The 19723-nt window shown below is 74.8% G+C and carries 10 protein-coding genes; 8 read left to right on the plus strand and 2 right to left on the minus strand.

What is annotated here, in order from left to right; genetic code table 11:
- The first annotated feature begins 757 nt into the window (after positions 1-757).
- The 6 genes from AC07DS_RS38115 to AC07DS_RS38140 are packed head-to-tail and all read left to right on the plus strand — an operon-like array spanning position 758 to position 16291.
- Complete coding sequence (locus tag AC07DS_RS38115; protein WP_479153008.1) at positions 758-8134, plus strand: SDR family NAD(P)-dependent oxidoreductase; 7377 nt, start codon at positions 758-760, stop codon at positions 8132-8134.
- A 1-nt stretch (position 8135) separates the two neighbouring features.
- Positions 8136-12896: a type I polyketide synthase gene (locus tag AC07DS_RS38120; RefSeq protein WP_479153010.1), complete on the plus strand. Its 4761-nt coding sequence runs from the start codon at positions 8136-8138 to the stop codon at positions 12894-12896.
- Positions 12893-13213 carry an acyl carrier protein gene (locus AC07DS_RS38125; RefSeq protein ID WP_479153012.1) on the plus strand — a complete coding sequence of 107 codons (321 nt, stop codon included), beginning with the start codon at positions 12893-12895 and terminating at the stop codon, positions 13211-13213. Before AC07DS_RS38120 ends, AC07DS_RS38125 begins: the two co-directional genes overlap by 4 nt.
- Positions 13214-13215: 2 nt before the next feature.
- On the plus strand, positions 13216-14028 hold the full coding sequence (locus AC07DS_RS38130; protein ID WP_479153015.1) for an alpha/beta fold hydrolase: 813 nt from the start codon (positions 13216-13218) through the stop codon (positions 14026-14028).
- Positions 14025-15227, plus strand: a complete 1203-nt coding sequence (locus AC07DS_RS38135) for a glycosyltransferase (protein WP_479153017.1) — start codon at positions 14025-14027, stop codon at positions 15225-15227. The genes AC07DS_RS38130 and AC07DS_RS38135 overlap by 4 nt, the downstream gene beginning before the upstream one ends.
- Positions 15224-16291: a class I SAM-dependent methyltransferase gene (locus tag AC07DS_RS38140; RefSeq protein WP_479153019.1), complete on the plus strand. Its 1068-nt coding sequence runs from the start codon at positions 15224-15226 to the stop codon at positions 16289-16291. The genes AC07DS_RS38135 and AC07DS_RS38140 overlap by 4 nt, the downstream gene beginning before the upstream one ends.
- Before the next feature lie 55 nt (positions 16292-16346).
- Here the strand turns inward: AC07DS_RS38140 and AC07DS_RS38145 are convergent, their stop codons facing one another.
- Positions 16347-17426, minus strand: coding sequence for a lysylphosphatidylglycerol synthase transmembrane domain-containing protein (locus AC07DS_RS38145; RefSeq protein WP_479153021.1), 1080 nt, complete (start codon positions 17424-17426; stop codon positions 16347-16349).
- Between the two features lie 226 nt (positions 17427-17652).
- Here AC07DS_RS38145 and AC07DS_RS38150 point away from each other — a divergent pair, with 226 nt between their 5' ends.
- The gene (locus AC07DS_RS38150) at positions 17653-18297 is read left to right on the plus strand and encodes a DedA family protein (RefSeq protein ID WP_479153023.1); all 645 of its coding nucleotides are present in this window, start codon (positions 17653-17655) and stop codon (positions 18295-18297) included.
- Between the two features lie 23 nt (positions 18298-18320).
- Here the strand turns inward: AC07DS_RS38150 and AC07DS_RS38155 are convergent, their stop codons facing one another.
- A complete protein-coding gene (locus AC07DS_RS38155) occupies positions 18321-18848 on the minus strand; it encodes a gamma carbonic anhydrase family protein (protein ID WP_479153026.1) in 528 nt (175 codons plus the stop codon).
- 110 nt (positions 18849-18958) lie between these two features.
- Here AC07DS_RS38155 and AC07DS_RS38160 point away from each other — a divergent pair, with 110 nt between their 5' ends.
- Positions 18959-19723 (plus strand): acyltransferase, encoded by a 765-nt coding sequence (locus tag AC07DS_RS38160; protein WP_479153028.1) that lies wholly within the window; start codon positions 18959-18961, stop codon positions 19721-19723.

Raw genomic sequence — 19723 nt, forward strand, 5'->3', positions numbered from 1 at the left:
AGCCGCCCCCCCCCCCCCACCCCCCCCCCCCCCCCACCCCCCCCCCCAACCGCCCCCCCCCCCCCCCCCCCCCGCCCCCCCCCCCGCCGGGGACGCCCCGCGTGAGGAGCGCGGGCAGGGGCACGGGGACGGGCAGGGCCAGGGCCGGGAGCGCCGGCCGGCCGAGCCGGGGTACGAGACCCGGATCGCCCAGGCCGGCGCCCACGAGGACCCCGGCGCGGCGGAATCCGTCCCTCCCGCGCACCCGGTGCGCCGGCTCGTCCCCCGAGTCGCGGGCACCCTCGTCTCCGCGCCGACGGCGGTCGGCTCGCTGCTCGGCTGACGTCGGAGGGCCACCACGGGCACGTGGTGGCCCTCCGACGTCGTCCTCCGGCGGACTCGCCGCCCCGCTCGGGGGCGTACCGGGATCGAGCCACCGGGCTGAAGTCATGCGGAATTTACAGAAACCGATCCCGTGTCCCGCGACGTTGCCCCCGGGTGAGTCCACGGTGAATATGCCCGGCGCTTTGACGGGCTTGTGGGGGTGTGCCGAGAGGCTCGGCCGGGCCGCACGGTCATGCGGCGGACGGGGATTGCTCTGATTTCCGGCGCTTGCGGGGGAATTCGGCGGGCTGGCCGAATCGATGCCACCGTCCGCGAAAAGGACGCGGCGTTATTGACCCGCCAGTAAGCACCTCGCTAGGTTCCGGTGGCCTCGCACCAGAGAGTCCTGCCGCACACCCCCCACCGTGCTGTCTTGCCGATTCTTCGGAGCATCATGACCTCGCCCGTGCGCGCCCAAGACCTGATCCTGTGTCTCACCCCCTTCGGAGAACCCGACGCCGGGCCGGCCGTGGCAGCCTGCGGCGCCGGCGCGCTCGGCATCCTCGACCTCGGCGACGGCGACCGGCGATCCCGCGACGAACTGCGCCGGCTGAGCAGAGCGGCGCCGGGGCCCTTCGGCGTACGGGTGACCGGACGCTGCGCACTGGACCCCGGCGAACTCGGCGGTGCCCCCGACACCGTGGTCCTCGCGCGGGACGCGCCCTGGAACGTGGGCGAAGTGGCCGCGCGGTACCGGGTGCTGGCGGAGGTCACCGACCTGGCGCAGGCCCGGGAAGCGGTGCGGGCCGGGGCTCATGGGCTGATCGCGCGAGGCGCCGAGAGCGGTGGCCGGGTCGGCGGTCCGAGTACCTTCGTCCTGCTCCAACTGTTGCTGACCGAGGGTGAGTTGGAGGTTCCCGTCTGGGCCTGCGGCGGCATCGGGCCGCGTACGGCCGCGGCCGCGGTGGCCGGCGGAGCGGCCGGTGTCGTCCTCGACAGCCAACTGGCCCTGCTGGCCGAGTCCCGGCTGCCGGAGGCGGTGCGGGCCGCGCTGAGGTCCCTGGACGGTTCCGAGACCGTGGTCGTCGCCGGGCACCGGGTACTGCGCCGACGCGGACCGGACGCCCCGCCTGAGCCCCCGGACGACGCCGAGGCGGTCGCCTCCCTGCTCGGCGCGCGCGACCTGCGCCGCCAGCTCCTGCCGGTGGGCCAGGACGGCTTCCTGGCCGCGCGGTTCGCCGATCGGTGGGGGGACGTACCGCGGACCGTGCGCGAGATGCGGGCGGCGATCCGGGAGGTCGTCGGGGCGGCGGAGGACGCGGGGGCGGACGCGGCGGAGGACGCGGGCGCGGACGGCCACAGGCCGAGGCGGGCGGATTCCGGGCCCGGGAGGCCGGCGGGCGGCGGGTCGGCCGGGTCTGTCGGCCGCGGCCCGACGGAGTCGCACGGCGGCGGGTCGGCCGGCCGTGGGTCGGTAGTGGCCGGCGGTGGGCCGGTAGCAGCCGATGGTGGGGCGACAGTCGCGGATGGTGAGTCGGCAGCGGTCGGCGACGGGCCGGCAGTGGCCGATGGCGGCCCGGGCGCGCCGTTTGGTGGGTCGCGAGCGGTCGGTGAGGGGTCGGTAGCGGCCGATGGTGGTTTGGCGGCGCCCTTCGGTGCGTCGGCAGTGGCCGGCGGTGGTTCGGCGGGGCCGCTTGGTGGGTCGGTGGAGGCCGGCGGTGGTGCGGCGGTGGCCGATGGTGGCTCGGCGGCGCCCTTCGGCGCGTCGGCAGTGGCTCACAGTGGCTCGGCAGCGGCCGCCGCCGGTCCGGCCGAGTCGTTCGACGAGCGCACGGTCGAATCGCCCGACGCACCCGCGCCCCAGCCTGTCGACCACGGCCCCGCCAGTGCCCTGCTCCCCGGCTCCCCCATGAGCCGTGCCCTGGGTACCCGGCTCCCGGTCGCGCAGGGTCCCATGACGCGGGTGAGCGATCAGGCGGGCTTCGCCGCCGCCGTCGCCGCGGACGGGGCGCTGCCCTTCCTGGCGCTGGCCCTCGCCGACGGCGAGCGGACCCGGGCGATGCTGACCGAGGCGCGTGCCGTGCTCGACGGGCGGCCGTGGGGCGTGGGGGTGCTCGGCTTCGCGCCCGAGGACATCAGGAACGCCCAGCTGGAAGCCGTACGGGAACTGCGCCCCACGCACGCGATCATCGCGGGCGGCCGGCCCGCCCAGGCCGAGGCGCTGGAGCGGGCCGGGATCCGCACCTACCTGCACGTGCCCTCGCCAGGGCTGCTGCGGCAGTTCCTGCAGGCCGGGGCGCGCCGGTTCGTGTTCGAGGGCTCCGAGTGCGGCGGCCACGTCGGCCCGCGTGCCTCCTTCCCGCTGTGGGAGGCCCAACTCGCCGTACTGGAGGACTTCCTGGACGACGAAGCCGACGCAGGCACCGCGCGGCAGCTGGAGGTGTTCTTCGCGGGCGGGGTCCACGACGAGCGGTCCGCCGCGATGACCGCCGCCCTGGCCGCGCCGCTCACCGCCCGGGGCGCCGCCGTCGGTGTGCTCATGGGCACCGCCTACCTGTTCACCGAGGAGGCCGTGGCACACGGCGCGATCCAGCCGCTCTTCCAACGGCAGGTCCTGACCGCCACCACGACCGCCCTGCTGGAGACCGCACCCGGCCACGCCACCCGCTGCGTCCCCAGCCCCTTCACCACGGACTACCGCGTCCGCGAGGCAGGGCTACGCGCGTCCGGACTGCCCGACCGGGAGGTGTGGGAGGCGCTGGAGCGGCTCAACGTCGGGCGGCTGCGCATCGCCAGCAAGGGCGTCGAGCGCTCGGAGCAGGGTGAGTTGACCGGCGTCGACGAGGAACGACAGCTCAGCGACGGGATGTTCATGGCCGGTGAGGTCGCCGTCCTGCGCTCGGCGGTCACCACCCTCGCGGAACTGCATCACGCCGTCACCGACGGCGCCGCCGGCCTCCTCGCCGCCCGCGCTCCCCGCCCCGCCCGTTCGCAGGCCCGCGAACCCGCGCCCCCCGCCCCGCTCGACGTCGCCGTCGTCGGCATGGCCTGCATGTTCCCCGAGGCCCCCGACCTCGCCACCTTCTGGGCCAACGTCGTCACGGGACACGACGCCGTCACCGAGGTCCCGGCCGACCGGTGGGACCCGGCCGTGCACCACGAGGCAGGCAGCACGGCGTCCAAGTGGGGCGGTTTCCTGCCCCGCATCCCCTTCGACCCGCTGGGCTACGGCATCCCGCCCGCCTCCCTCGGCAGCATCGAGCCGGTCCAGCTGCTGTCCCTGGAGGCCGCCCGCAGGGCGCTGGACGACGCCGGATACGGCGACCGGGGGCGCACGTTCGACCGCTCGCGCACCTCCGTCGTCTTCGGTGCGGAGGCGGGCAGCGACCTGTCCAACGCCGCCACCCTGCGCGCCGTCCTCCCGTCGTACTACGGCAGGGTCCCCGACGGTCTCGAGGAGCAGCTGCCCCGGCTGACCGAGGACTCCTTCCCCGGCATGCTCGCCAACGTCATCTCCGGCCGCATAGCGAACCGGCTGGACCTCGGCGGCGCCAACTACACCGTCGACGCGGCCTGCGCCTCCTCGCTCGCCGCGCTGGACGTGGCCTGCAAGGAACTCGTCTCCGGCAGCAGCGACGTCGTGCTGTGCGGCGGGGCCGACCTGCACAACGGCATCAACGACTTCGTCCTGTTCTCCTCGGTGCACGCCCTCTCGCCGACCGGCCGCTCCCGCGCCTTCGACGGCTCCGCCGACGGCATCGCCCTCGGTGAGGGCGTGGCCTGCGTGGTCCTCAAACGGCTCGCGGACGCCGAGCGCGACGGCGACCGTGTCTACGGCGTGATCAAGGGCCTCGGCTCCGCGAGCGACGGCCGCTCCCTCGGCCTGACCGCACCACGCCCCGAAGGACAGCGGGCCGCGCTCGTGCGCGCCTACCGCAACGCCGGCGTCTCGCCCGCCGAGGTCGGCCTGGTCGAGGCGCACGGCACCGGCACGGTCGTCGGGGACCGCACCGAACTCACCGTACTCAGCGAGGTGTTCGCCGAGGCGGGCGCCGAAACCGGCGCCTGCGCGCTCGGCTCGGTCAAGTCTCAGATCGGGCACACCAAGTGCGCCGCCGGACTCGCGGGCCTGATCAAGACCACCCTCGCCCTGCACACCGGCGTCAAGCCGCCCACCCTCCACCTCGGACGGCCCAATCCGGCCTGGTCGCAGGAGGAGAGCCCCTTCGCCTTCCACACCCGCGCCCAGCCCTGGGCGGCCCCGGCCGCCGAACGGCTCGCCGGAGTCAGCGCGTTCGGCTTCGGCGGAACCAACTTCCATGTGGTGGTGGGCGCTCACGACGGCGCCGTACCGCCGCAGCAGACCCTGGACGCCTGGCCCGCCGAGCTGTTCCTGTTCCGCGGGAAGGACACGTCCGCGGCCCACCGGGAGGTCGCGGAGATCCTGCGGGCCGCCGAGTCCGACGGCCGCCCCTGGCGCCTGCGCGACCTCGCGCTCGCCGCCGCCCGGCGCGCGGACACCTCCCACGAACCGGTGCGGGCAGCCGTCGTGGCCCGCGACGTCGACGACCTGACCGGGCAGCTGAGACGCGTCCTCGCCGGGGAACACGAACCGGCTGCCGGCAGCCCCGTCGAGGGCGGGGCCGAGGTCGCCTTCCTCTTCCCCGGCCAGGGCAGCCAGCGGCCCGGCATGCTCGCCGACCTGCTGGTCGCGCTGCCCGAGCTGCGCCACTACCTGCACCTCGGCCGCGCCCACGCCGACACCCTGTACCCGCCGGCCGCCTTCGACGAGGCCGCCCGCGAGCGCCACCGGGCCGACCTCACCGACACCCGGGCCGCACAGCCCGCGCTCGGCATCACCGGCCTCGCCGCCCACGCCTTCCTCACCGCGGCGGGCGTCCAGCCGGATCTCGCGGCCGGCCACAGCTACGGCGAACTGGTCGCGCTGAGCGCCGCCGGAGCCCTCGACCCGGAGACCCTGCTGGAACTGAGCACCGAGCGTGCGAGCGCGATCCTGGCGGCCGCGGGCGACGAACCCGGCACCATGGCCGCCGTCGGAGCGGGAGCCGAGGACGTCAAAGGCGCACTGCGCGCCGTGGGGGCGCCCGAGTCGGTCGTCGTCGCCAATCACAACTCGCCCGACCAGTCGGTGATCTCGGGCCCCACGGCCGAAGTCGAGGCCGCCGTGGGCCTGTTGCGCGAGGCGGGCCTCGGGGTGCGTCGGATCCCGGTCGCCTGTGCCTTCCACAGCCCGGTGGTGGCCGCCGCCGGCGAGCGGTTCGCCAAGGTCCTCGCGGACAAGACCGTACGGGCCCCCGAGTTCCCCGTCTGGGCCAACCGCACCGCAGCCCCGTACCCGCAGGACGCCGACGCCGTACGCGGTGAACTCGCCGCACAGATCGGCGCGCCGGTCGCCTTCGCCGCCCAGATCGAGGCGATGTACGAGGCGGGAGCGCGGATCTTCGTGGAGGCGGGCCCCGGCACGGTCCTCACCCGGCTCGTCGGCCGGATCCTCGGCGACCGTCCGCATCGCACCGTCGCCTGCGAACCCCGCGCCGACAGCGGCCTGCCCGGCTGGCTCGACGCCCTCGCCCAGCTGGCACTCGCAGGGCTGCCGGTGCGCACCGCCTGGCTCTTCAGGGGCCGCGACGCCGTCGACGCGCTGCGTACGCCGGCGCCGCGGCGGCCCGGCTGGACGGTCGACGGACACCTCGTCCGCACCGCCGACGGAGCACTCCTGCCCGGTGCTCTCGCACCGGCCCGACGAGTCGTGGAGACGACTGTGACGACGAACCCGCAGTACGGTGCCCCGGCCGGCCAGGACGCCCTGATCTCCGAATTCCTGCGCACCAGCCGGGAGATGATCGCCGCCCAGCGCGACGTGCTGCTCACCTACTTCGGTGCCGCGCCCGGAGCGACCCCGCAGGCCCCGGCCGCCCCCGCACCGCCACCACAGGCCGTGCTCCCGGAGCCGGCCGGGCTGCCACCCGCCGCACTGCCGTCGCCCGAACCCGCCGAGCCCGGGCACGACGTCGAGCGTGTCGTCCTGGAGATCATCAGCGAGCGCACCGGATACCCCGTCGACATGATCGAGCCCGACCTCGACCTGGAGGCGGATCTGAGCATCGACTCGATCAAGCGGGCCGAGATAGCGGGCGAACTCGCCAGACGCCTCGGGATCGCCGGCGGAGCGGAGATCCTGGACGACGCGGAACTGGAGGAGCTGGCCAAGGCGCGTACGGCGGCGTCGGTGACGGCCTGGCTGACGGCTCGGGTCGGCGGGGGCGCCGGTGCCGGTCCGGAGCCCGGCGCGGCAGCCGGCCGGGAACCGGCGGCCCCGCACGAGCACACACCCCTCGGCGAAGCCCCGAAACGCTGCGAACTGCGCCCGGTGCCCCTCCCACCCCCCTCGGCCGACCCGGCCACGACCCTCTCCGGCGCCCGGTTCGTGCTGCTCGGGGACGGCGGGGGAGCGGCGGCCGAGGTCGCGGAGCGGCTCCGGGCGCACGGTGCCGACGCGGTGACCGCCGACCGGGACCACCTCCTCGGCGACGCCGACGGCAGAGTCGACGGCGTCCTGTACCTGGGCGCGCTTCCCGGTCCCGAGCTTCCGGTGCTGCCCGAGGCCTTCCCCGTGCTGCAGGCGGCCCTGGCCCGTGCACCGCGCAGCCTGCTGGCCGTGCAGCCGGCCGACGGCGAGGCGGCGACCTGCTCGGCCGGTCTCCACGGGCTCTTCCGCAGCGCCGCCCGGGAGTACCCCGACACCCTCGCCCGGATCGTCACCGTCCCCGACACCGCCCCCGGGGCCGTCGCCGAAGCCCTGCTCGCCGAGCTGCTCGCGCCGGAGCCGGCCCCCGTCGTCCTGCGGACGGACACCGGACAGCGGCACGGTCTCGAACTGGTGGCCGCGCCTCTGGGCCCGCTCGGCAGCACCGGCGCGGGACCCGCCGCGGACGGTGCCGCCGAGGCCGCCGCGCTCGGCCTGGACCGGGACTCCGTGGTACTGCTGGTCGGGGGCGCCCGGGGCATCACGGCGAGGTTCGCCGTCGCGCTGGCCGCCGCGAGCCGCTGTCGTGTCGAGCTGGTCGGCCGCACTCCCGCTCCCACCGCGCCCGAGACCCCCGCGATCGCCGCGGCCCGCACCGCCGTCGAACTGCGCGCCGCGCTCGCCGCGAACGGCTCGCTGGGGCCGGCGGAGGTCAACCGGGCGGCCGAACTCGTCCTCGCCCAGCGGGAGATCACCGCCACTCTCGCGGAACTCGGCGCCCTCGGCAGCGAGGCCCGCTACCGCTCGGTCGACTTCCGTGAGCGGGATGCCGCGCTCCAGGCCGTCAAGGAGATCCACGCCGAGCACGGCCGGCTCGACGGAGTCGTCTTCGCCGCCGGAGTGATCGAGGACCGGCTGATCGCCGAGAAGAGCCCCGACTCCTTCCGGCGCGTGTACGGCACCAAGACGGCCGGGGCCGCCGCGCTGCTCAGCGCCCTGGAGGACCTGCCCGACGGACCGGGATTCACCGTGTTGTTCGGCAGCATCGCCGCCGTCCTCGGCAACCGCGGCCAGGCCGACTACGCCGCCGCCAACGACGCACTGGAACGCCTCGGCGCCGACTGGGCCGAGCGCACCGGCCACCGTGCGCTCACCGTCCACTGGGGCCCCTGGGCACCCGCCGGCCTCCACGGCGGCATGGTCGGCGAGGAACTGGGCCGGGAGTACGCCCGCCGCGGGGTCAAGCTGATCGACCCCGACGAGGGCACCGCGGCCCTGCTGCGGGAACTCGCCTGGGGCGAGCACCCGGCCCGCGCCGTCGTCTACACCGCCTCGGGCTGGTGAGATGACGGAGCCCCAGGCGCCCGTCGCCATAGTGGGAATGGCGGTGCTGCTGCCCGGTGCCGCGGGGATCGACGCCTACTGGCGCAACCTGCGCGACGGCGTGGACGCCATCGGCGACGTCCCCGAGGGCCGGTGGGACGCCGGCTACTACCGCCCCGGCTCGGCCGCGGAGCCCGCCGTCGCCGACCGGATCTACTGCCGGCGCGGCGGATTCGTGGACGGACTGGCCGAGGTGGAGGTGACCCGGTACGGCATCATGCCCGCCTCCGTGCCGGGCACCGAGCCCGACCAGCTGATCGCCCTCGACGTGGCCGCCGCCGCGCTGGCCGACGCGGGCGGCACGGACCGGCTGCCGGAGCGGGACCGGATCGGCGTGGCCCTGGGCCGCGGCGGTTACCTCACCCCGGGCCTGGTCCGGCTCGACCAGCGTGTGCGCACCGCCGGACAACTCGTGCGCACACTGGGAGAGTTACTGCCCGACCTGTCGTCCGCCCAGCTGGACCGGGTGCGGGAGGCGTTCACCGAACGGCTCGGCCCGGACAGCCCCGAGTCCGCGATCGGCCTGGTCCCCAACCTCGCGGCCTCACGCATCGCCAACCGGCTCGACCTGCGCGGCCCCGCCTACACCGTGGACGCGGCCTGCGCCTCCTCGCTGGTCGCCGTGGACCAGGCGGTCACCGAACTCGGCACCGGCCGCTGCGACATGATGCTGGCCGGGGGAGTGCACCACTGCCACGACATCACCCTCTGGAGCGTCTTCTCCCAGCTCCGCGCCCTGTCCCCGAGCCAGCGCATCCGCCCCTTCCACCGCGACGCCGACGGCATCCTCATCGGCGAGGGCACCGGCGTCGTCGTACTCAAGCGGCTCGCGGACGCCGAACGGGACGGCGACCGCGTCTACGCGGTGATCCGCGGGACGGGCGTGGCCAGCGACGGCCGTACCGCCGGGCTCGTCACGCCCGACCCCGGCGGCCAGACCCGAGCCGTGCGCCAGGCCTGGCACGCGGCCGGACTCGCCCCCGCCGCACCCCACTCCGTCGGCCTGCTGGAGGCGCACGGCACCGCCACGCCCGCCGGTGACACCGCCGAACTCACCACGCTGGCGGAGGTGTTCGGGCCGGGTGCGGCCCACGACGACGAGCGGCCCGTGCTCGGCTCGGTGAAGTCGATGATCGGCCACACCATGCCGGCCGCCGGTGTGGCCGGCCTGGTCAAAGCAGCCCTCGCCCTGCACCACGGCACCCTGCTGCCCACCCTCCACTGCGACGACCCCCACCCCGCCCTCGCGGCCACCCGCTTCCGCACCCTGGAACGGGCGCGCCCCTGGGAGACCGGCCCGGAACAACCGGTCCGGCGGGCCGCCGTGAACGCCTTCGGGTTCGGCGGGATCAACGCCCACGTGGTGCTGGAGGAGGCACCGGGCGAACGAGCGAGGTCCCGGCACGCCCGGACCTCGGTCGCCGAGCCGGAGCGCGTTCTGCTGCTCGCCGCCGACACCCGGGACGACCTCGCCGCCCTCCTCGCCGCCGACGACCCGGCGGTCCTCGCCGCCGGCCTCGACCCCGCCCGGCCGCACCCCGCCGCCGGCCCCGCACGCCTGGGCATCGTCGAACCCACCGCCAAACGGCTGGCGCTGGCCCGTCGCGCGGTCGCCAAGGGGCGCGCCTGGCAGGGCCGCAGCGACGTCTGGTTCCGGCCCGCCCCGCTGCTCGCGCCCGGCAAGCTGGCCTTCGTCTTCCCCGGCCTCGAAGGCGACTTCGCTCCCCGCGCCGACGACGTCGCGGCCCACTTCGGCCTGCCCCCGCTCGCGGCCACCGGCACGGACGTACGCGTCGACGACGTCGGACGGCACGGCTTCGGGGTCGTGGGCGTGGGCCGGCTCCTGGACTCCGCGCTGCGCCGCATGGGGGTCGTACCGGACGCGGTCGCCGGGCACAGTGTCGGCGAGTGGACGGCCATGGCGGTGGCCGGGCTGTACTCGAACGCCCAAGTAGATGCCTTCATGGCCGAGTTCGACCCGGACACGGTGACCGTGCCGGGGCTGGCCTTCGCCGCGCTGGGCGCCTCGGCGGACCGCGTCCGGACGGCTCTCGCCCGATCCTGGGCCGGCTCCGGGATCGTGCTCTCCCACGACAACGCGCCCCGCCAGTCGATGGTCTGCGGTCCGGACGCGGCGGTCCAGGAGTTCGTACGGTCCTTCCGCGCCCAGGGCGTCCTGTGCCAGGTGCTGCCGTTCCGCTCCGGCTTCCACACGCCGATGCTCGAACCGTATCTCGCCCCCATCCAGGAGGCCGCCGACGGCTTCCGGCTCCATCCGCCGACCGTGCCGGTCTGGTCCGGGACGACCGCCGCGCCCTTCCCGCGGGACGAGGCGGCGGTGCGCGAGCTGTTCGTACGGCACCTGCTGGAGCCCGTCCGCTTCCGCGAGCTGATCGAGTCCCTGTACGCGGCAGGCCACCGCACCTTCGTCCAGACCGGCCCCGGCCGGCTGGCCTCCCTCATCGACGACACCCTCGCCGACCGCGATCACCTGGCCGTCGCCGCCAACTCCCCGCACCGCTCAGGAATGACCCAACTGCGATGTGTGGCGGCGGCGTTGTGGACGGCAGGGGCACGGGTGGCTCCCGCGCTGCACGCCGTTCCGGCGCGCGGGGCGGCCTTCGGCGTCGTAGCGTCCGAGCCGGCGTCCCGCGCGCACGCGTCCGTGACCGCACCCCGCACCCACGCGTCCGCGACGGCACTCGCGCGCCCCGCCGTCCGCCTCGATCTGGACGGTGCCCTGGTGTCCCTGGCCGGGCCGGACCTGGACGCGCTGCGCTCGGAGCTGCGGCCGAGCCGGCAGGCGGCGCACCCCTCGCAGCCGCCCCGCCCCGGCACGTCCGCCCTCGACGACCTCGCCACCCGCTTCCCGGCCGCCGCCGAGCTGACCGCCCTGCTACGGGACACCGCTGACACCGCGGCGGAGCTGATCACGGCGCACGGCCGCCGAAGCGGCCGCAGCGACGGCGGACCGGGACCGCTCACGGCCGTCGCCGGTGCCGCCGCGGCCGCGACGCCCCCCGCTTCCGTGCCGCGCACCGTCGCCCGGGCCGCCGCCCAGGCCCCGGCACACCCGGCCGTCACACCCCACACCCCCGTCCCCGGCCCGGCCCCCGCCACCACAACGGTCCACATCTCCGCCCGCTCCATGCCCCACCTCCTCGACCACTGCTTCTTCCCCCAACGCCCCGACTGGCCGGACGTGGAGGACCGTTGGCCGGTGGTCCCGGCGACCACGATCGTCCGGCACATGATGGACGCGGCGGAGGACGCGGCTCCCGGCCTGCGCGCCGTCGCGGTGCACGGTGCCCGCTTCGACCGCTGGCTCACCGCCACACCCCCCGTCGACGTGCCCGTCACCGTCACCCCCGAGCCGGGCCACCCGGACCGCGTCGCCGTCGCCTTCGGCCCCACGGCCCGTGCCGTGGTCGAACTGGCCCCGCACCACCCCGCACCGCCTCCGCCGGGCCCGCGCCCGGACGCCCCCGAACGCCTCCCCGAGCACACCGCCGCGCAGATCTACCGCGACCGCTGGATGTTCCACGGCCCGGCCTTCCAAGGCCTCACCGAACTGACCGCGATCGGTGCACGGCACATCCGCGGAGTGATCACCGCACCTGCGGCGCCCGGTGCCCTGCTCGACAACGTCGGCCAGCTGCTGGGCTACTGGATCATGGCCACGCGCACCGAGCGGACCGTCGTGTTCCCGGTGCAGATGCGCGAGATGCGCTTCCACGGGCCCCATCCGGCCCCCGGGGCACAGGTCGACTGCCTGCTGCGGATCACCTCGCTCACCGACACCCTCCTGGAGGCGGACGCGGAACTGAGCATCGACGGGCAGGTGTGGGCCGTGCTCATCGGCTGGCAGGACCGTCGCTTCGACAACGACCCGCAGACCCGCCCCGTGGAACGCTTCCCCGAGCGCCACACCCTCTCCGAGGCCCGGCCGGGCGGCTGGGCTCTCGTGCACGAACGGTGGCCCGACCTCGCCTCACGCGAGCTGATCATGCGCAACTCGCTCGGCGGTGCGGAGCGCGCGGAGTACACGGAGCGCCCGCCACGGGGCCGCAGACAGTGGCTGCTGGGCCGGATCGCGGTCAAGGACGCCGTACGGCAGTGGCTGTGGCAGCACGGCGAAGGGCCCGTCTTCCCGGCGGAGATCCGCGTGCACAACGACGAACTCGGCCGGCCGTACGTCACCGGCGTGCACGGCCGCACCCTGCCCCCGCTGGACGTCTCGCTCGCCCACCGGGCCGAGGCGGGCGTGGCGATCGTACGGCCGCACACCCCGAGGCCCGGCCCCGGCATCGACATCGAGGAGGTCACCGCGCGCGACCCCGCGACGCTCGCCACCGCCCTCGGCGCGGACGAACTGCGGCTCCTGCGCACGCTCTGCGCGGACGGCCCCGACGGCGAGGACCTGTGGTTCACCCGTTTCTGGGCCGCGAAGGAGGCCGTGGCGAAGGCCGAGGGCGTCGGATTCGGCGGCCGCCCCAGGGACTTCACCGTGCGCGAGGCCGCCCCGGACGGCAGCCGCCTGGAGGTCTCCGGGCGGCTGGAGCGCGCCTACACCGTGCACTGCGCACCGGCGGGCAATCCGCCCGCCCTGCCCCGACGCGCCTACGTGGTGGCCTGGACCACGGGACCCGAGTCCGGTGCCGGACCGGGCGACGGACCAGGCGATGGACAAGCAGACGAAGCAGCCGAGGAGTCCCCGCGATGAACCCCACCCAGCCGGTGCCGGCGCAGCCCACCACCGACACCGTGCTCGCCGACATCACCGGCATGCTCCGCACCCTCCTCACGGAGTACGGCGAGGACGACGTGGTGATCGGCATGTCCACCACCTTCAACCGCGACCTGGAACTGGAGAGCATCGACCTCGTCACCCTGGCGGGTCTGCTGGAGGAGCGGTACGGCCGGCGGGTCAACCTCGCGGAGTTCCTGGCCGGCATGGAGTTCGACGAGATCATCGAGCTGACCGTGGGCCGGCTCGTCGAGTACGTGGTGTGGAGCCTGAAGACCACGGAAGCGGGCTGACCATGGCGATGATCGACGCCGACGGTGTCCGCCTGCACGTCCAGCGGATCGGGCCCGCGGACGGCCGTACCCCGCACGCCACGGTCGTCCTCGTGCACGGGCTGCTCACCGACAGTCTGGCCAGCTACTACTTCACCGTGGCCCCCGCCTTCGCGGCGGCCGGCCTCGACGTCGTCATGTACGACCTGCGCGGACACGGCCGCAGCGGGCGCCCGGCGGACGGGTACAGCCTCGACCACAACATCGACGACCTGGAGGCGCTTCTCGACCGGCTCGGGATCACCGGGCCCGTGCACCTCGTCGGCAATTCCTACGGCGGCACCATCGCCTTCGGCCACGCGGCCCGCCACCCCGACCGCACGGCCAGCCTCACCCTGATCGAGTCCGAACCCGCGACCGCCGCCTGGGCGGTGAAACTGGGCGGCATCCTGCGCCGGGTGCTGACCGAACTCGCGCACAACGAGTCCGACGCCCTCGCCTGGATCGCCGCCCACCGCGGCCACAACACCGCCCGCCTGGCCAAGGGCGCGGCCCGGCTCGCCCGCGAGACCACCCTGGGCCGGGACATCCCCTCGAGCCGGGTCCTGACCGAGGACCAGATCAGCGCCGTGCGCTGCCCGGTGCTCGGCGTGTACGGCGGCGACTCGGACCTGGTGGACCTGGTGCCGCTGAAGGAGGCGCTGCTCACCGACTTCCGGCCGGTCGTGCTGCCCGGGCACGAGCACTCGGTGCTGGTCGAGGCGGCCCCGGCCGTCGGCGGGCACATCCTTGACCTGATCCACTCCGTCGGCGACGTGCGGGCGGGGGTCAGGTGAGCGGGTTCCTGTTCGTCGTCCCGCCACTGGTCGGACACATCAACCCGGCCGTCGGCGTCGCCGCCCGGCTCACCGCGCTCGGACACCGGGTGGCCTGGGTGTGCGCCGACCCGGCGCTGGTCCGCCGGCTCGCGGGCGAGAGCGCGGAGGTGTTCGCCTGCGCGGGCCCGGTGCCGGGCGCCGAGGGCGCCGTACGACCGCCCGACCTGCGGGGCGCGGAGGCGCTGAAGTTCCTGTGGGAGGGCTATCTGGTGCCGCTCGCCGACGCGATGGCGGCGGGCGTCCGCGCGGCCGCCGAGCGGTTCGGCCCCGACGTGGTCGTCGCCGACCAGCAGGCCTTCGCCGGTGCCCTGGTGGCCGACCGCCTCGGCCTGCCCTGGGCGACCTCCGCCACCACCTCGGCCGAGTTCACCGGCGCCTACGACGGCATGCCCAAGGTCGCCGAGTGGCTGCGGCAGCGTCTGGCCGGGCTGCGCGCCCGGATCGGCGACCCGGCCGGCACCGTCGACCCGCGCTACTCGCCCCACCTGCTGCTCATCTTCAGCACACCCGAACTCATCGGTCCCCAGGCTCCGTTGGGGCAGCGGATCCACTACGTCGGCCCGTCCCTCGCCGACCGCCCCGACGGGCCCGGCTTCCCCTGGGACTGGCTGGACACCGGCCGGGCGAAGGTCCTGGTGACCCTCGGCACCGCCAACGCCGACGCCGGGGGCCGCTTCCTCGCCGAGTGCCGCACCGCGCTGCGCGAACGCGCCGACCGGGTGCAGGCGGTACTCGTCGACCCGGGCGCCACCCGGCCCGCCGACCTGTCCGACAAGGACGTGCTGGTCCTGCCGTCGGTGCCCCAACTCCCGCTGCTGGAACGGATGGACGCGGTCGTCTGCCACGCCGGGCACAACACGGTGTGCGAGGCGCTGTGGCACGGTGTCCCGCTCGTCGTGGCGCCCATCCGCGACGACCAGCCCGTGGTGGCCGCCCAGGTCGTGGACGCGGGCGCCGGCGTCCGGGTCCGCTTCGGCCGGGTCACCGCACCCCGGCTGGGCGCGGCCCTCGACACCGTCCTGCAGGACCGCGCCCACCGGGCCGCCGCCACGCGCGTCCGCGCGGCGTTCCGCGCCGCGGGAGGCGCCCGCGCGGCCGCCGACCACCTCGAACGACTGGCAGCACGAAACAGCGGAGGGACGACGGAGAACCGATGAGCGACCACAGTGACAAGAGCGAGCGCATCGCCGCCCTGCGCCCCGCCTACCAGGACGACCTCGCCGACGGCACGGAACGCTTCTTCGCGCCCCGCCGCACCACCTGCCCCTGGTGCACGTCGAGCAGCCTGACGACCCGCCTGCGCACCACCGACCTGCTCCAGCACAAGCCCGGCCACTTCACCCTCGACCGCTGCACGGACTGCGGACACATCTTCCAGAACCCCCGACTGACCGAAGAGGGACTGGAGTTCTACTACCGCGACTTCTACGACGGCCTGGGCGAACAGCGGATGAGCGGCACCTTCGGCGGCCGCACCGCGATGTACCGGGACCGCGCGCAGGCGATGGCGCCGCACGACCCCACCCCGAAGAACTGGCTCGACGTCGGCACCGGCCACGGCCACTTCTGCGAGGCCGCCCGCACCGTCCTGCCCGGCACCTCCTTCGACGGCCTTGACTTCACCGACGGTGTCGAACTCGCGGCCCGCGAGGGCCGCGTGGAGCACGCCTACCGTGGCGCCTTCCCCGACCTCGCACCCGAACTCGCCGCCCGCTACGACGTGGTGAGCATGTTCCACTACCTGGAGCACAGCACCGGCCCCGACCGTGAACTCCGCGCCGCCCACGAGGCCGTACGCCCCGGCGGCCATCTGCTCATCGAGGTGCCGGACCCGGAGAGCCGCTACGCCCGGCTCCTCGGCCGCTGGTGGCTGCCCTGGCTCCAGCCGCAGCACCTGCACTTCATACCGGTCGCCAACCTGCGCCGGCGGCTGACCGAACTCGGCTTCACGGTGGTCGCCGAGCAGCACGCCGAGCCGCACGACCCGGTCGACCTGCTCGCCGCCGTCTGGCTGGCCCTCGACCACACCGCCCCGCGCGACGACGCACCCTGGCTGCCCGGACCTCCCGGCGCCCTCCGCCGTGTCCTGCGCACCGCGCTCCTGCTGGCAGGCGTCCCCGCCCTGCTCACGGCCACCCTGCTCGACCGCTTCGCGGTACGCCCCCTCTCCCACCGCCTCGGCCTGTCCAACGCCTACCGCCTGGTGGCCCGCCGCGAGTGACCCCGCTCAGCACACCAGGGCGCTCACCTCTCGGGCGCCGGCCACACCCCGGCGCTCACAACACCTTGGCGCGGATCAGAGCGGACAGCACCAGCGCGCCCGGCAGCAGCGGCAACCAGTCGGTCAGCACCCGGTACCCGATCACGGCCGCGGTGGCCGCCGCCGGCTCGGCACCGAAGGCGACCAGCGTCCACACCAGCGCCGCGTCCACCGCGAGCCCGCCGGGCGACGGTACGGCCCCGACGGCGGTACCGGCCGCCAGATGGGCGAGAACCACCTGCTGCCAGGGCAGCCCGAGGCCGAGCGCCGACCCCACACAGACCAGCGCACTTCCCTGCAGCAGCGGCATCGCGGCCGCCCCGCCCCACAGGGCCAGCACCCGGCGGGGCCGGCCGTGCACCTCCCGCGCATCGGCGAGGGCCGAGCGCACCAGCCCGGTCACCGGGCGCCGCAACGGCCGTACGACCGTCAGCAGCACCCCCGCCACGGCGACCACCCCGCCCGCGACGGCGGCGAGCGGCACCAGCAGCCGCCCGTCCGGGAGCAGGTCCCCGAGCCGCCGCCAAGCGGGCGAGACGGCCAGGAACACCAGCAGTACCAGGGTCTTCGCGCTGGACTTGGCCAGTGAGTACAGGCCGATCGAGGCGGTCGCCCGAGGCAGCGGCACGCCTCGGGTGCGCAGGAACCGCAGCGTGACGGCGTGTGCGCCGAGGCTGCCGGGCAGCGCGTGGTTCGCGGCTCCGGCGGCGAACTGGGAGGCCAGCAGCAGCCCCGGCGGCACCCGGTCCGGCAGCGCGCCCTGGCGGGCACAGGAGGCCGCGACCCAGTTCAGACACGTGAACCCGACCCCGGCCAGCAGCCACCAGGGGTCGGCTGCGAGCAGCCGCGTCACACCGTGGTACGCCACGGGCCGGTTGGCCAGTGCCCAGCCCACGGCCAGCAGCAGGGGAGCGAGGCAGAGCCCGAGCCGGACCGGCCGGGCCGCCATGAGCGAGCCCCGTCGCACCGGAGCCTCGGACTCCGGACACGGTGGCGAAACAGGAGAGACGGGCACTACAGGGGAGACAGGAACAACAGCTGTTGCCTGTGGGGAGAGCGGGGACAGTGAGGACACGGGGACGTCGTCCTTCCGCATCGGGCCCCGGTGGGGGACCTGGGGGAAGCGGGGCGGCGAGACCGCCGAGAGCCTTCCCCTCCCGCGTGACATCCGGATGTCCGGGGGCCGAAGGAGCGAGGGCGGGACGGTGCCGCCGGGTGTCCGCGGGAGCCGTCGTTCACCGCCGACCAGGTAGCCTTCCCTTGGGGTGCGCTTTGCAAGCCACACCCCGACAGCAAGGAAGGCGACACGGGAGGAACCAGCGGTGCACGTCCAGGAATGGCTCGACACGGTGCCCCCGGCCGCCGTCTACGCGGTGGTGGCCCTGGTGATCGGCCTGGAGAGCCTGGGCATCCCGCTGCCGGGCGAGATCGTGCTGGTCTCGGCCGCGCTCATGTCCTCCCAGCACTCCGGCATCAACCCGATCGTCCTCGGCGCGTGCGCTACCGCCGGTGCCGTCATAGGTGACTCCATCGGCTACGCGATCGGCCGCAAGGGCGGTCGCCCCATGCTGGCCTGGCTGGGGAAGAAGTTCCCGAGACACTTCAGCGAAGGCCATGTCGCCACCGCGGAGCGCTCCTTCGAGAAGTGGGGCATGTGGGCCGTCTTCTTCGGCCGCTTCGTCGCCCTCCTGCGCATCTTCGCCGGCCCCCTCGCGGGCGTTCTCCACATGCCGTACTGGAAGTTCCTGACGGCCAACGTCCTCGGCGGCATCTGCTGGGCGGGCGGCACCACGGCGGTCATCTACTACGTGGGTGTGGTGGCCGAGGACTGGCTGAAGCGATTCTCGTACCTGGGCCTGGTGGCGGCGGTCCTGATCGGCCTGACGTCGATGCTGGTCATCAAGCGCAGGGCGAAGAAGGTCCGGGCCGAACAGCGAGAAGCGGAACCTGTGAGCGCCGGCGAGTAGGACACCCGCACCCGCGAACGGCCCTACTGGTGCACATCCTGATGCGCCTTGGCCAGCTCCGCGTACATCGTGCCGTTGAGGGTGACCCCCTGCCGCTCCTCCTCGGACAGCGCCCGCCTGACCTTCGCCGGCACCCCCGCCACGAGTGACCCCGGCGGCACAACCATTCCCTGGGGCACCAACGCCTGGGCGGCCACGAGCGAGCCCGCCCCGATCACGGCCCCGTTCAGGACGGTCGCGCCCATCCCGATGAGACAGTCGTCCTCCACGGTCGCGCCGTGCACGACCGCGTTGTGCCCGATGGACACCCGCTCCCCGACGCTCACCGGAAACCCGGGATCGGCATGCAGCGTGACGTTGTCCTGCACATTCGCCTGAGCGCCCACGGTGATCCGCTCGACGTCGCCCCGCAGCACGGCCCCGTACCAGACGCTCGCCCCGGTGTGCAGCGTGACATCGCCGATCACGGATGCCGTCGGCGCCACGAACACCTCCGCGTCGAGCCGGGGCTCCTTCCCGCCGATGCCCACGATCAGCGCCTTCTGCGTCATCACCGTCTCCTCGCCATGTCAGTGGTACTCCGCACCGTACGTCAGGGGTGGGGCAAAGATCACAGCAGCCCGCCCTCATGCCGAAGGCTCCCGCCGAGTAACTTGAGCCCGTGCCGAAGAGCAAGAACACGTTCTCATCCTGGCGACGCCGGCTGGTGCAGCGCGCCGTCCACGCGGGCTGGGCGTGGGTCCAGCGCACGGGATCGGTGACGGCCGAGAACCCCGGCCGCCTCCGCTTCGGCTCGATCGGCGAAGCCACCCGGCTGGCCTTCCCGCTCGGCACCGTCTTCGGTGAGCCCTGGATCCGTCTCGGGTCCCACTGCATCGTCGGCGAGCAGGTCACCCTCACCGCCGGTCTGATGCCGGACCTGGACCTCGGCCCGGACCCCATCCTGCGGATCGGCGACGGAGTCGTCCTCGGCCGCGGCAGCCATGTCATCGCCGACACCACGGTTACGATCGGCCGCGACTGCTACTTCGGGCCGTACGTCTACGTCACCTCCACCAACCACTCCTACGACGACCCGCACGAGCCCATCGGCAGACAGTGGCCGCGGATGGAGCCGGTGGAGATCGGACAGGGCTGCTGGATCGGCACCGGCGCCGTGATCCTGCCGGGAGCGCGGATCGGCCGGAACGTGGTCGTGGCGGCCGGCGCCGTGGTGCGCGGGACCGTGCCCGACCACGCCGTGGTGGCGGGAGCGCCCGCCCGGGTCGTACGGCGCTGGACACCCGAGGACGGCTGGCAGCCGCCGCTGAGGACCCCCGCGCCGGTGCCGCTCCCGGAGGGGGTCACACCGGAGCAGCTGCGGGCGCTGGCCGACCTCGACGAGGAGGGCGTGGAACGGCTGGCCCGCCTGGAGGCGGACGGCTGA

It is taken from the genome of Streptomyces sp. NPDC044064, from assembly GCF_056434245.1.

Bases quoted from the DNA above. Each gene is read 5' to 3' on its own strand.
- AC07DS_RS38140 (WP_479153019.1), top strand. From the start codon at position 15,224: ATGAGCGACCACAGTGACAAGAGCGAGCGCATCGCCGCCCTGCGCCCC.
- AC07DS_RS38155 (WP_479153026.1), bottom strand. From the start codon at position 18,848: ATGACGCAGAAGGCGCTGATCGTGGGCATCGGCGGGAAGGAGCCCCGG.
- AC07DS_RS38115 (WP_479153008.1), top strand. From the start codon at position 758: ATGACCTCGCCCGTGCGCGCCCAAGACCTGATCCTGTGTCTCACCCCC.
- AC07DS_RS38145 (WP_479153021.1), bottom strand. From the start codon at position 17,426: ATGCGGAAGGACGACGTCCCCGTGTCCTCACTGTCCCCGCTCTCCCCA.
- AC07DS_RS38120 (WP_479153010.1), top strand. From the start codon at position 8,136: ATGACGGAGCCCCAGGCGCCCGTCGCCATAGTGGGAATGGCGGTGCTG.
- AC07DS_RS38130 (WP_479153015.1), top strand. From the start codon at position 13,216: ATGGCGATGATCGACGCCGACGGTGTCCGCCTGCACGTCCAGCGGATC.
- AC07DS_RS38125 (WP_479153012.1), top strand. From the start codon at position 12,893: ATGAACCCCACCCAGCCGGTGCCGGCGCAGCCCACCACCGACACCGTG.